This window comes from Nocardioides sp. Soil774, from assembly GCF_001428125.1.
Lineage (GTDB): Bacteria > Actinomycetota > Actinomycetes > Propionibacteriales > Nocardioidaceae > Nocardioides.
The window spans coordinates 675,320-687,453 of sequence record NZ_LMSM01000006.1 but is presented as its reverse complement, the minus strand read 5'-3'; the positions used below and the strand labels follow the sequence as shown (position 1 = coordinate 687,453).

The following is a 12,134-nucleotide window of genomic DNA, read 5'->3' as shown; positions in this document are numbered from 1 at the left end:
TGTGAGAAGACCCACCTGACGCGGGGTCACTCCGACTTGCGTCCGAGGGGCATCAGGGCGTACCGCGTGGGGCCGGGCGCGAGCGCGGCGACACCATGCGGTGGCGGCTTCGGGCGTTTCCACACCTCCGCTCGCGGCATGGCCATTGTCGGGGCCGGCAACTAGAATCGATAGCATGATCGACACGCTGGTAGGATCCGGAGAGGCTGAGGCAGACGTCCTCAGCCCCGCCGACCTGCTAGCGCTCGCGCGGTCCCGCAAGGCCGCCGAGGACCGAGCCGCGGCCGACCTCCTGGAGATCGCCGCCCAATGGGCCGATCTGCACCCGCCCGAGTCGATCCACTCCGCGGCCGCGTTCACCGTGGCTGGGTCGGAGCAGGAGGAGCCGATCGCGGGCGAGGGGTGCCCGCTGGTGGCGGAGTTCTGCATCGCGGAGCTCGGCACCGTGCTCGGCATCTCGACCACCTCGGCGAAGAAGCTCATCGGGCACGCGCTCGAACTGCGGCACCGCCTGCCGCGGTTGTGGGCGCAGGTCCAGTCGGGGCGAGTGCCGGCCTGGCGGGCCCGGCTGGTCGCCGAGACCACCATCCACTCGTCCCCGGCATTGCCTTGGGATGCCGCTCGCTTCGTCGACGCGCAGGTCGCCGCCGTGGCCGGGAAGATCGGCACCGCGCAGCTCGACCGCCTCGTCGCGGAGACGATCAAGCGGTTCGACCTCGCCGAGGCGGATCCCGCGAAGGACCCGGAGGACGGCTACCTGTCCGTTGACCCGCGGCACGTGACCATCCACGACGAGGACGTGCACTTCGCCGGCACCGTCCGCCTCGAGGCTGAGCTCGGCCTCGCCGACGCCCTCGACCTCGAGAACGCGCTCGCGCACGGCGCCGCGACGCAGAAGGCCCTCGGATCGCAGGCCTCGCTGGATGCACGCCGGGCTGCCGCCCTCGGTGACCTTGCGCGGACCCAGACCGCGCTCGACCTGTTCAGCCAGGGCACCGCCGACCCGAGCAGCGACGGGGACGGACTTCCCGCCGCGCGGGAGGTCGTGCTCCACGCCCACTTCGACGCGAGCGTCCGGGACGGGCAGACCGTGTTCGGTCCCACCGGTCGTCTCGAGGAGCGCCAGCGTCTCCTCCTGCTCGACCAGCTCAGCTCCTGGTGCGGCGACTCCCGCACGAAGGTGACGATCAAGCCGGTCATCGACCTCAACACCCGCCTCTCGACGCCGGCGTACGAAGTCCCCGACCGGATCCGCGAGCAGATCATCCTCCGCGATCGCACGTGCGTGTTCCCGTGGTGCGGCCGCAACGCGCGGGCCTGCGACGTCGACCACGTGGTCGAGTTCGACCACCAGGCCGACGCAGAGGGGCGCGAACAGCCCGGCCCGACGGCGACCTCCAACCTCGTCGCGCTCTGCCGCACCCACCACCGCCTCAAGACCCATTCCGCCTGGCACTACGAGACGACAGCACCAGGCATCTTCGAGTGGACCAGTCCCCACGGCCACCGCTACCGCCGCGACCGGCACGGCACCACCGCACTCGACCCACCCGAACCGGATCCGCCGCGCATCCCGCGCCAGCGCCGACCATGACCCCGCCCCGCACCCCGCCAGCCATCAGCCGGCGGGGCCACAGGCGCGTCCGGTGCCGGAGGCGACGGCTGTTGCGGCCGTGCCCCCACGACTAGCCTGCGGAGCGTGAAGCCTCTACGTGCCGCCGGCTCGCGTCTCATGCAGACGGGACTGCTGAGCAAGGGCTGGTACTCGATCCTGACCGGGCTGGCGCTGCTCCTCCTGGCCTTCGCGCTCGGCGGGGTCCCGTGGGACGTCGACCCCGCGGCGAGCTTCGTGGCGGTGGCCTTCCTCGTCATCGGATCGTGGCATCTCGCGCGTGGGCTCCGCGCTGAGTTCCAGCAGCGGCGCGCTCCCTCGGACGACGCCGCGTAGCGTTTCTCAGACGTCTGCACATGCCGCGATGGGCGCACACCGACAGCAACGGTCCACGCCCTCCCGAGCCGCGCCGCCGGACCCACTGACCCCCGCTCAGACAGGCGCCCGCGCCGTCCTGAACGTCGTCGACGCCAGCCCCAGCGCCACGGCGCCGAAGATCACCGCGGCCACGACCAGCATCGTCTGCATGCCGACCGCGTCGGCCAGCAGGCCGGCGACGGGCGCGACGACGACCACCACGGCCCGGTTGAGCGAGCGCAGCGTCGTGTTGGTGCGCGCCTGGAGCTCGTCTGGCGTGACCAGCTGGCGATAGCTCATCTCGTGCGAGTTGCTCATCCCCATCGCCATGCCCATGCCGGCCTGGCCCAGCGCCAGCACCCCGGCGGCGTACGGCGACTGCCCGGCCAGCGCCATCGTCGCGACGGCCGTCGTGGTGAGCAGGTGGCACAGGATGATCGTCCGGCCGGCGCCGAGGCGCCGTCCCACCCGGGTCGTCACGCCCGCCCCCAGCACCGCGCCCACCCCGCCGGCAGCACCGACGAGGCCGAACTCCGCGGCGCTCAGGTCGAGCACGAGGAAGGCGTACGGCGCCAGCACGACGCCGACGACGGCGTTGCCCACGAACCAGCCATGGGTGGCGATCGCAAGCGTCCTCAGGCCCGAGGCACCGTAGGCCCAGCGAACGCCCTCCACCACCTCGCCGATCAACCCTCGCGCGGTGACGCCCGTGCGCGGGGGCGGCTCGTCGATCTCGATCCTGCGCAGGGTGAGCGCCGAGTAGACGTACGTCGCCGAGTCCAGGACCACGGCGAGGGGTGCACCCATCAGGCTGACCAGCACGCCGCCGAGGGCGGGACCGGCGGTCGACGACACCGCGTCGGCGCCGTCCACCCGGGCGTGCGCGGGCTGGAGCTGGTCGCGCTGCACCAGCCGCGGGAGGAACGACATCGTCGCCGCCATGTTGACCACCGCGGCGGTGCCGTAGGCGAAGACCACGGCCAGGAGCGCAGGCAGCGACAGCGCGTCGAGCCACCACAGCAGCGGGACGAGGAGGAGCAGCGCACCCTGCACGAGGTCGGTGCGCACCATCAGGGGCAGTCGGCGCCGGCCGTCGACCAGCGCGCCCACGACCAGGCCGAAGGTGAGGTAGGGCAGCCAGCGCGCCGCGTTGAGCCACCCCACGTCCGCGGCCGTCCCGTCGAGGGTCAGCACGACCAGGGCCTGCAGCGCGAAGACGGTGACGTACGTGCCCAGCCCCGAGACCGCGGTCGCACGCCAGTAGCGCAGGAACGACCCCGAGATGAAGACGCCCCCGTCGCTCACCCGCCCAGCGCCGCCCGCAGCCGTCCCTCGTCCACGCGCCAGAAGTCGTGCTGGCGGCCGTCGACGAAGGTCACCGGCACCTCGTCGCCGAAGCGGTCCTGCAGGTCGGTGTCGGCATCGATGTCGACCTCCGCGAAGCTCTCCCCCAGCTCGTCGCACACGCGCGCGACGACCAGCCGGGCGTCGTCGCACAGGTGGCACCCGGCACGGGAGTAGAGGGTGACGCGGGGAGTGCTCACTCCAGGAGCTCCATCGCCCGGCGCCGCTCGATCCCGCGCAGCAGGCCCTTCTGCACCTTGCCGGTGACCGTGAGCGGCAGCTCGTCGACCACCTCGACGCGGCTGGGCTGCTTGAAGCGGGCCAGCCGCTCCGCGCAGTGGGCTCGTACGGCGTCGGCGAGCGCGGGCGCGTCCGCGTCGGCGTCAGCCGCGACGGCGTAGGCCACGACCGCCTCACCGGTGAGCTCGTCGGGCACGCCGATGACGGCAGCGTCCACGACACCGTCGACCTCGCGGACCACGTCCTCGACCTCGGTCGGGTAGACGTTGAAGCCGCTGACGATGACCAGCTCCTTGACCCGGTCGACCAGGAACAGGTCGCCGCTGGCGTCGAGGAAGCCGACGTCGCCCGTGGCGTACCAGCCGTCGGCGTCCGGACCGTCGGCCCCGTCGGGCCAGTAGCCGGAGAAGAGGTTGTCGCCGCGCACCTGGATCTGGCCGGGGTCCTCCCCCTCGACCTGGCCGTAGGTCTCGTCGACCAGGCGCAGCTCGATGCCGGGCAGGGCGGCGCCCACCGAGCCGGGCTGGGGATCGGCGCTGCACAGCGTGCTGGTGACGACGGGCGAGGCCTCGGTGAGGCCGTAGCCCTGGTGCACCGGGATGCCGGTGATGGCGGTGAACTCCTCGACGACCCGCGGCTCGAGCGGCGCCGACCCCGACAGCACCAGCCGCACGGGGCCCAGGCGCTCGCGCAGGTGCCCGTCGGGCAGCCAGTGCGCGAAGGCCGGGGGCGCGATCGGCACCACGCTGCACGCCTCGTCGTCGATGAGGTCGAGCACCGCCTGCGGGTCGAAGCGCTCCACCAGGAGCAGCCGGGCGCGGTGGCGCAGCACGCCGCCGAGCACGGCGTTGAGGCCGTAGACGTGGAACAGCGGCAGCACGCCCAGCACGACGTCGTCACCGTGCATCATCGGCGGCTCGACGGCCGCGACCTGCTCGATGTTGGCCAGCAGCGCGCGGTGGGTCAGCATCGCGGCGCGCGGTCGGCCGGACGTGCCGCTGGTGTAGAGCAGGGCGGCGAGCTTCTCGGGGTCCGGAAGCGGCGGCACGGGGCGTACGACGTCCGCGCGCAGCTCGGCGAACGACAGCTCGCCCGGCCCCGGCTCGGCACCCGTCACCACCACGGTCGGGGCGGCCACGTCGTCCGGCAGCTCGCGCAACCCGGCTCGTACGACGTCCAGCGCGGTCTCGTCGACCACGACCAGGCGCGTCCCGGAGTCGGCGACCATCCGGGCGACCTCGCCGGGGGCCGAGCGCGGGTTGACCGGGACGGCCACGACCTGGGCCCGGAGCACGCCGAGGTAGGTCGTGACGAACTCGATGCGGTTGCCCACCACGACCATCACGCGCTGACCGGCGCGGATGCCGTGGGCACCCAGCCCGGTCGCGATCCGGGCGACCTCGTCCTCGAGCTGCGCCCAGGTCAGCGACCTGCCGCCGCTCTCCACGAGGGCCTGTCGCCCGGGCACGTCATCGGCAGCCTCGGCCACGAACGCGGAGATGTCGTTGCGCGGCATGCGCCGATCCTTCCACAGCTAGGCTCGGGGGGTGACCCCGTCCGAGCGGCCCCGTCGGCTCAACCTCAAGCAGCGCTCGACGCTGGCGGGCGAGGCCGCGGCGGCGTCGGCAGAGGTCGAGAGCGCGCTCACCACCCCCAACGACCCGACCGCGGCGGCCTTCTTCGACGTCGACAACACCGTCATGCAGGGCGCGAGCATCTTCCACTTCGCTCGCGGGCTGCACCGTCGCCAGTTCTTCACCACCCGCGAGATCGCCTCGGCGGCGTGGAAGCAGGCCTACTTCCGCATCATGGGCGTCGAGGACCCCGAGCACGTCACCGACGCCCGCAACTCGGCGCTGTCCTTCATCGCCGGGCACACCACCACCGAGCTCGAGGAGCTCGGCGAGGAGATCTTCGACGAGGCGATGGCCCACCGGATCTGGCCCGGCACCCGCGCCCTGGCCCAGCTCCACCTCGACGAGGGCCAGCGCGTCTGGCTGGTCACCGCGGCCCCCATCGAGATCGCCAGCATCATCGCCCGTCGCCTGGGGCTGACCGGTGCGATGGGCACCGTCGCCGAGCACGTCGACGGGGTCTACACCGGCCAGCTCGTCGGCGACCTGCTCCACGGACCGGCCAAGGCGGAGGCGATCAAGGCCCTCGCCGCGCGCGAGGGCCTCGACCTGGCGCGCTGCTCGGCCTACTCCGACTCCAGCAACGACCTGCCGATGCTCTCGCTGGTCGGCGACCCGTGCGCCATCAACCCTGACGCCCGCCTGCGCGCCCACGCGCGCGCCCACGGCTGGCGCGTCCACGACTACCGCACCGGGCGCAAGGCGGCCCGCGCCGGGCTCGCGGCCGCCGCCGTCGCGGGCGCCGTGTCGGGAGCCGTGGCCGCGGGGGTCAGCGTGCGCGGTCGCGGCCGTCCCGCGTGATGTGTAACTGATAGTTACGAACGGTTCACAACTCCCGGCGCGCCACCTATTGTGGGGGGGCTGCAACCGGGAGGGACACCGCATGCGGTCACCAGACGACCTTGGGCATGCCTTCGATGAGGGCATGGACGCGCTCCGGCGCGCGGTCTGGGCTGTCCTGTCCCCGCAGCTCGCCCCCCAGCTGGTCGGCGGCGTCCTGCTCGCCGAGACCGCTGCGCCCGGCTCCCCCGCCCGCCCGGTCGGCCGCGACGGCGGCGCCCCCGGCTCGAGCCCGGTCGGCGACGAGGACCAGGCCGCGTCCTCGGAGGTCGACGGCGCCGAGCGCGAGCGGCTGATCGCCCTCGTCGAGCTGGCCCGGGCCGGCGACAAGGAGGCCTTCGGCCTGCTCTACGACCACTACCACGCCTCGGTCCACCGCTTCCTCTTCTACCGCACGCGCTCGCAGACCCTCGCCGAGGACCTGACCTCGGAGACCTTCTTCCGCGCGCTGCGCAGCATGGACAGCTTCCGCTGGCAGGGCAAGGACTTCGGCGCCTGGCTGATGACGATCGCGCGCAACCTCACCACCGATCACTTCAAGTCGGGCCGCACCCGCCTGGAGATGACCACCGAGGACATGACGCCGCACGACGACGCCACCGAGGGCCCGGAGAACGCCGTCATCGCCGGCCTCACCAACGAGGCCCTGCTCAAGGCGCTCACCGAGCTGCCCACCGAGCAGCGCGAGTGCCTGATCATGCGCTTCCTGCAGGGCCTGTCGATCGCGGAGACCGCACTCGCGCTCGGCCGCTCGGACGGCGCGGTGAAGCAGCTCCAGCTGCGCGGGGTGCGCAACCTGGCCAAGCTGTTGCCGGAGGGGTTGAGGGACTCGTGAGCCGACCCGTAACCCCAGCCTCCTCACGCTCGTTCGACTGGGTGGGAGCACCGACGAGCAGCCAGACAGGACCCGCGCGATGACAGCCTTCCCGGCACGACGACGTGCCGACGAGTTCGAGGCACTCCTCTCCCGAGGCCCCGGCACGCCCCTCAGCGAGCGCGAGGCGGCGCAGTTCGCCCACCTCCTCGACGTGGTCGGCGACCTGCGGGCGCTGCCCGAGGCGGAGCCGCGCCCGGAGTTCTCGGCGGCGCTGCGCGAGCGCCTGATGGCCGAGGCCGACACCGTGCTCGTACGCCGTCCTGCCGCCCCGCCGCGCCTGGCCATGCCGACCACGACCCGTCCGCGCCAGCGCCGGCTCGCCGCGGCGCTCGGGAGCGCGGCGCTCGTCGGCGCCACCGCCACGATGGCCGTCGCCGCCCAGACCGCGCTGCCGGGGGAGTCGCTCTACGGCGTCAAGCGCGGCATCGAGTCCGCCCAGATGCGCCTGGCCGACGACGAGTCGCAGCGTGGGCGCACCCTGCTCGCGCAGGCCGACACGCGCCTCACCGAGCTCGAGCAGCTGGCCGCGGGCGACGGCGGGCGCGAGGAGCTCATCCCCGACACGCTCGACACCTTCACCGACCAGTCCGGCGACGGCGTGCGCAGCCTGCTGTCGTCCTACGACAGCGGTGTGGAGGGCGACGCCCAGCGCGCCCGCGACTTCACGGCGTCGAGCCTCGAGCGCCTCGACGCGCTCGCGGAGCAGCTGCCGCCCAGCGCGCGCGACGAGCTGGTCGCCGCCGGTCGCACGCTGACCGACCTCGGCCTCGAGGTCAGCAGCGCCTGCCCGGTCTGCTCCGGCGCGGTCACCACGACCCCTGACTTCCTCCTCACCAGCGCGCCGCTCGACCTGGTCGAGGGGCTCGATACCGACGAGCAGACCCTCGAGGCCGCGCCGGTCTCGGGCCAGGACCTCACCGGCATCACGGTGCCCGAGGAGCTCCAGCAGCCGCTCGCGACGCCGACCTCCGGGCTCCCCACGACCACCACGGCCGTGCCCGACCCGACGAAGGCCGGTCCCACCAAGGCCGACCCCGGCAAGCCGGCCAAGGACCTCACCGACACGGTCACCGACACCACGGGTGACCTCGCCGGTCAGCTCGACGGTGCCACCGGTGGCGCGCTGGGCGGCCTCACGAGCGGGGTCGACGACGCCACGGGCGGCCTGATCAGCGAGGTCACCGGGACCCTCGACGACCTCAGCGGCGGCACCCTCGACGACGCGACCGGCGGCCTGCTGCCCTGAGCCCGGCTCCTAGCCGAAGACCCCGTTGCGGTCGCGCAGCAGGTCGAAGAGCGTGTGCTGGATCGTCTCGCGCACCTGGTCGGTCACGTTGAAGACCAGCATGGGGTCCTCGGCCTCCGCGGCGTCGTAGGCGTCGGTGCGGATCGGCTCGCCGAACTCCAGGATCCACTTCGACGGCAGCGGCACCATGCCCAGCGGGCCGAGCCACGGGAAGAACGGCGTGATCGGGATGTAGGGCACGCCCAGCAGCCGCGCCAGCGACGGCACGTTGCCGACGAGGGGGTAGATCTCCTCGGCGCCGACCACGGAGAGCGGGATGATCGGCACACCGGTCCGCAGCGCTGCCGACACGAAGCCGCCGCGGCCGAAGCGCTGCAGCTTGTAGCGCTCGCTGAACGGCTTGCCGATGCCCTTGAACCCCTCGGGCCAGACCCCCACCAGCTCGCCGCCCGACAGCATCCGCTCGGCGTCCTCGACGCAGGCCAGCGTGGCGCCGCCCTTGCGGGCCAGTGAGCTGACGATCGGGAGCTTGAAGACCAGGTCGGCGCCCAGCGGGCGCAGGAAGCGGTGCGCGTGGTCGTGCACGGCCAGCATGGTCATCAGCCCGTCGAGCGGGACCGTGCCGGAGTGGTTGGAGACCACCAGCGCGCCACCGTCGGCGGGGATGTTCTCCAGCCCACGCACCTCGAGACGGAACCACTTCTCGGCGATGGGGCGCAGCGCGGTCATGAAGAAGCGCTCGGTCAGCTCGCGGTCGAAGCCGTAGTCGTCGACCTCGTAGCCGCCCTCGAGCCGGCGGCGCACGAAGGCGAGCAGCTCGGCGAGGCGGCGCTCCCAGTCGTCGCCGAAGACCTCACGGGCGGCGCCCTGGCAGGCTGCGATCCAGTCGCCGATCGGGATGCCGGAGTCGGCCCGCGGCTGGGTGGTGGTCGCCTCCCTGTCGGCAGCGACCGGCTGCTCGACGGGCTGCTGCGACGCGGACGCCTCCTCGGCGGGCGGCTTCCGTGCGGTCGCCTTCTTCGCGGCCGCCTTCTTCGCGGCCGGCTTGCGTGCGGCCGGCTTGCGTGCGGCCGGCTTCTTCGCCGCCGGCGGACGGGCGGACGACGGCGCGAGGTCGCGCGCGGCCGACGACGGACGGGCCCGGCCGGTGCCGCGGCCGGGTCGGCCACCGGTGCCGATGGGGATCACCACGGCGTCGCGCGCGGGCTCGGTGCGTGCGTCGTCAGCCACGACCGGCCCCCTGCAGCGGCGCGGCGGTCAGGGAGCGGCAGAAGTCGGCGTACGCCTCGGCGGTGCTGTAGGTCGGCTCGAAGCCGAGGACGGTGCGCATCCGGGTCGTGTCCACGCCTCGACCGTAGGTCAGGAACCCCAGCTGCTCGGGCGAGAAGTCCGACAGGCGGGCCTGCCGCATGGTCGCCCCGAGACGACCGACCGCGAAGCGCGGCATCGCCACGGACGGGGTGCCGAGGCGGCGTACGGCCTGGCTCAGGGTCAGCAACCCGTCGCCCGCGACGTTGAACGTGCCGGGCACGCCGTTGGTCGCGGCGTGGCGCAGCACGCCCATCAGGTCGTCCTCGTGGAGGAACTGCAGGCGCGGGTCGAAGCCCAGCACCCGCGGGATGACCGGCAGGCGGAAGTAGTTGGTCAGCGGGCTCGAGACATGGGGGCCGATGACGTTGGCGGCGCGGATCATCGTCACGTCGACGTCGGGCCGCCGGCGGGCGAAGCCGCGGACGTAGCCCTCGATCTCGTAGACGTCCTTGGCGTAGCCGGCCGAGGGCATGCGCTTGGGGCCCATGTCCTCGGTGAACATCGCGGGGTCGCGCGGACCCGAGCCGTAGACCGTGGTCGTCGACTTCACCACGATGCGCTCGACGGTCCGCGACTTCTGGCACGCAGCGAGCAGCTGCATGGAGCCGATGACGTTGAGCTCCTTCATCGTCCCGCGACCACCGGCGGAGCCGGGCGTGGCGATCACGCTCATGTGGACGACGGTGTCGACGTCCTCCTTCGCGATGACCTTCGCGATGACCGGGTTGCGGATGTCGGCGCGGACGAACGAGACGTCACCGATGTCGCCCCGCGGCGGGACCACGTCCACGCCGATCACTCGCTCGATGGACGGGTCGCCGGCCGCGGCGCGCGCGAATCGTCGACCGATGTCCCGGGAGATCCCGGTGACCAGCACGACCCGCCCCATGGTCGAGGGTGTTACTTGCCGAGCTTGCGGCGCTGCACGCGCGTCTTCTTGAGCAGCTTGCGGTGCTTCTTCTTGGCCATGCGCTTGCGCCGCTTCTTGATGACAGAACCCACGTTGATCAGACCTTTCCTCTCGGCCGACGTTCGTCGGCCGGACCCGCACACCCTACTTGCACGGTGCGCGGAGGGAGGAATCGCGTCCGACGAGGGTCAGCCGGCGTTGTAGAAGCTCTTGCGCAGGTAGTCGTTGACGTCGTCCTCGGTGACCCGGAACGACCGGCCGACGCGCACCGCGGGAAGCTCGCCCCCGTGGACGAGCCGGTAGACCGTCATCTTCGAGACGCGCATCTTGGCCGCGACCTCGGCGATGGTGAGGAACTGCGCCTCGGACATGTCGCCAGGGGTGTTCTCAGCCATGGTGTCCACCGATCCTTCTGCGCGGCGACGGCGCCGGCTTCCGCGCCGGCGTCACAGGCGTGCCGCTGTTGGTGAGGATAGGGCTCGCGTGACGCGTGGGGAAGAGGAATGCCAGAGAAACATATGGGACTCGCGGCGTGTCGGGTTGAATCTTTACCCCGCGCGGTCCCGCAGTTGACGTCGCTACGGCAGCGGGTCGAGCCCGTGGAGCGGGAAGACCTCCATGCGCGTGGCGTGGATCGCGCGGTCCAGCCACGCCTCGGGGTCGTACCCGGCCGACCAGTCCCGGTAGGCAGGCGTACGCCCGTCGCCCATGCGGTGCGGCGCGGTGGCCCCCAGCACCTGCTCGACATGGGCCCGCCAGCCCGGCGGCGTGGCCAGGGTGGGCTCGAGCGGGCGGCCGGAGGCGATCGCGAGGAGGTGCGTCCACGCGCGGGGCACCACGTCGACGACGGAGTAGCCACCGCCGCCGGTGACGACCCAGCGCCCGCCCGCGACCTCGTGGGCCAGGTCGTGGAGCGCGAGGTACGCCGCGCGCTGCCCGTCGACGCTGAGCATCATGTGGGCCAGGGGATCGTCCATGTGGGAGTCACAGCCGTGCTGCGTGACCAGCACGTCGGGCGCGAACTCGCGCAGCAGCGGGGGCACCACGGCATGGAAGGCCCGCAGCCAGCCCGCGTCGGAGGTGCCGGGGGGCAGCGCCACGTTGACCGCCGAGCCCTCGGCACCCGGGCCACCGGTGTCGGTGGGGAAGCCGGTGCCGGGGAAGAGCATCTGCCCGGTCTCGTGCAAGGAGATGGTCAGCACCCGGGGGTCGTCCCAGAAGATCTTCTCGACACCGTCGCCGTGGTGCACGTCGATGTCGACGTAGGCCACGCGCTCGGCGCCGTCGGCGAGGAGCTGCTTGATGCCGACCGCGACGTCGTTGTAGATGCAGAAGCCGCTGGCGCGGTCGGGCATCGCGTGGTGCAGGCCGCCGGCGATGTTGACCGAGTGCAGCGACTCCCCGCTCCAGACCTGGCGCACGGCCTCGAGGGTGGCGCCGACGACGTGGGCGCTGGCCAGGTGCATGTCGGCGAAGACCGGGTCATCCTCGGTGCCCAGCCCGCGGGACGCGTCCTCCCAGCCTGGCGTCGTGCCGGCACGGGTGACCGCCTCGATGAGACCGACGTCGTGGACGGTCGCGATCTGCTCGTCGGTCGCGACCGGGGCGTCGACCAGCTTGACGCCCTCCAGCACGCCGAGCTCCTCGGCCAGGCGCATCGTCAGGTCGACACGGACCGGCGACATCGGGTGCGTGGGGCCGAAGTTGTAGTCGGTCAGCGTCGGGTCGAAGACGACAGACGTGGGCCCGGAGCACTCCATGTG

13 protein-coding genes are annotated in these 12,134 nt (G+C 72.6%); 5 read left to right on the top strand and 8 right to left on the bottom strand.

Features of this window, described 5'->3' with window-relative positions; genetic code table 11:
* Positions 1 to 175: 175 nt before the first annotated feature.
* Both ASG76_RS08895 and ASG76_RS08890 read left to right on the top strand, forming a co-directional pair.
* Positions 176 to 1,594 (top strand): HNH endonuclease signature motif containing protein, encoded by a 1,419-nt coding sequence (locus ASG76_RS08895; protein ID WP_056602098.1) that lies wholly within the window; start codon positions 176 to 178, stop codon positions 1,592 to 1,594.
* Positions 1,595 to 1,699: 105 nt separating this feature from the next.
* Positions 1,700 to 1,948, top strand: a complete 249-nt coding sequence (locus ASG76_RS08890; RefSeq protein ID WP_157559030.1) for a hypothetical protein — start codon at positions 1,700 to 1,702, stop codon at positions 1,946 to 1,948.
* 96 nt (positions 1,949 to 2,044) lie between these two features.
* On the opposite strand, the gene ASG76_RS08885 is transcribed toward ASG76_RS08890, so the two are convergent.
* From ASG76_RS08885 to ASG76_RS08875, 3 genes are read right to left on the bottom strand one after another with little or no spacing between them, the layout of a single operon-like run.
* Positions 2,045 to 3,274: an MFS transporter gene (locus tag ASG76_RS08885; RefSeq protein WP_056602096.1), complete on the bottom strand. Its 1,230-nt coding sequence runs from the start codon at positions 3,272 to 3,274 to the stop codon at positions 2,045 to 2,047.
* Positions 3,271 to 3,513: a glutaredoxin family protein gene (locus ASG76_RS08880; protein WP_056602095.1), complete on the bottom strand. Its 243-nt coding sequence runs from the start codon at positions 3,511 to 3,513 to the stop codon at positions 3,271 to 3,273. The genes ASG76_RS08885 and ASG76_RS08880 overlap by 4 nt, the downstream gene beginning before the upstream one ends.
* On the bottom strand, positions 3,510 to 5,069 hold the full coding sequence (locus ASG76_RS08875; protein ID WP_056602094.1) for a class I adenylate-forming enzyme family protein: 1,560 nt from the start codon (positions 5,067 to 5,069) through the stop codon (positions 3,510 to 3,512). The genes ASG76_RS08880 and ASG76_RS08875 overlap by 4 nt, the downstream gene beginning before the upstream one ends.
* 31 nt (positions 5,070 to 5,100) lie before the next feature.
* Between ASG76_RS08875 and ASG76_RS08870 the strand changes: the two genes are divergently transcribed.
* The 3 genes from ASG76_RS08870 (at position 5,101) to ASG76_RS08860 (ending at position 8,150) form a co-directional block, all read left to right on the top strand.
* Entirely contained in the window at positions 5,101 to 5,988 is an 888-nt protein-coding gene (locus ASG76_RS08870; RefSeq protein WP_056602093.1) for an HAD family hydrolase, read from the top strand.
* A gap of 124 nt (positions 5,989 to 6,112) precedes the next feature.
* Positions 6,113 to 6,862 carry a sigma-70 family RNA polymerase sigma factor gene (locus ASG76_RS08865; protein WP_056602092.1) on the top strand — a complete coding sequence of 250 codons (750 nt, stop codon included), beginning with the start codon at positions 6,113 to 6,115 and terminating at the stop codon, positions 6,860 to 6,862.
* 79 nt (positions 6,863 to 6,941) lie between these two features.
* Positions 6,942 to 8,150 (top strand): DUF5667 domain-containing protein, encoded by a 1,209-nt coding sequence (locus ASG76_RS08860; RefSeq protein ID WP_056602091.1) that lies wholly within the window; start codon positions 6,942 to 6,944, stop codon positions 8,148 to 8,150.
* Positions 8,151 to 8,159: 9 nt separating this feature from the next.
* Here the strand turns inward: ASG76_RS08860 and ASG76_RS08855 are convergent, their stop codons facing one another.
* The 5 genes from ASG76_RS08855 to ASG76_RS08840 all read right to left on the bottom strand — a co-directional run bounded on the left by ASG76_RS08855 (position 8,160) and on the right by ASG76_RS08840 (position 12,131).
* Entirely contained in the window at positions 8,160 to 9,380 is a 1,221-nt protein-coding gene (locus tag ASG76_RS08855) for a lysophospholipid acyltransferase family protein (protein ID WP_056602090.1), read from the bottom strand.
* Positions 9,373 to 10,350: an NAD-dependent epimerase/dehydratase family protein gene (locus tag ASG76_RS08850; RefSeq protein ID WP_082587364.1), complete on the bottom strand. Its 978-nt coding sequence runs from the start codon at positions 10,348 to 10,350 to the stop codon at positions 9,373 to 9,375. Before ASG76_RS08850 ends, ASG76_RS08855 begins: the two co-directional genes overlap by 8 nt.
* A gap of 11 nt (positions 10,351 to 10,361) precedes the next feature.
* Positions 10,362 to 10,463, bottom strand: coding sequence for a 30S ribosomal protein bS22 (locus tag ASG76_RS18765; protein ID WP_008356322.1), 102 nt, complete (start codon positions 10,461 to 10,463; stop codon positions 10,362 to 10,364).
* Between the two features lie 96 nt (positions 10,464 to 10,559).
* Positions 10,560 to 10,766, bottom strand: a complete 207-nt coding sequence (locus tag ASG76_RS08845; protein WP_056602310.1) for a helix-turn-helix domain-containing protein — start codon at positions 10,764 to 10,766, stop codon at positions 10,560 to 10,562.
* Between the two features lie 183 nt (positions 10,767 to 10,949).
* Entirely contained in the window at positions 10,950 to 12,131 is a 1,182-nt protein-coding gene (locus tag ASG76_RS08840) for an acetoin utilization protein AcuC (RefSeq protein WP_056602089.1), read from the bottom strand.
* Positions 12,132 to 12,134: the final 3 nt, after the last annotated feature.

Excerpts from the sequence above, each read along its gene's own strand:
- ASG76_RS08895 (WP_056602098.1), top strand. The coding sequence starts at position 176 with ATGATCGACACGCTGGTAGGATCCGGAGAGGCTGAGGCAGACGTCCTC.
- ASG76_RS08865 (WP_056602092.1), top strand. The coding sequence starts at position 6,113 with ATGGACGCGCTCCGGCGCGCGGTCTGGGCTGTCCTGTCCCCGCAGCTC.
- ASG76_RS08840 (WP_056602089.1), bottom strand. The coding sequence starts at position 12,131 with ATGGAGTGCTCCGGGCCCACGTCTGTCGTCTTCGACCCGACGCTGACC.
- ASG76_RS08875 (WP_056602094.1), bottom strand. The coding sequence starts at position 5,069 with ATGCCGCGCAACGACATCTCCGCGTTCGTGGCCGAGGCTGCCGATGAC.
- ASG76_RS08850 (WP_082587364.1), bottom strand. The coding sequence starts at position 10,350 with ATGGGGCGGGTCGTGCTGGTCACCGGGATCTCCCGGGACATCGGTCGA.
- ASG76_RS08845 (WP_056602310.1), bottom strand. The coding sequence starts at position 10,766 with ATGGCTGAGAACACCCCTGGCGACATGTCCGAGGCGCAGTTCCTCACC.
- ASG76_RS08860 (WP_056602091.1), top strand. The coding sequence starts at position 6,942 with ATGACAGCCTTCCCGGCACGACGACGTGCCGACGAGTTCGAGGCACTC.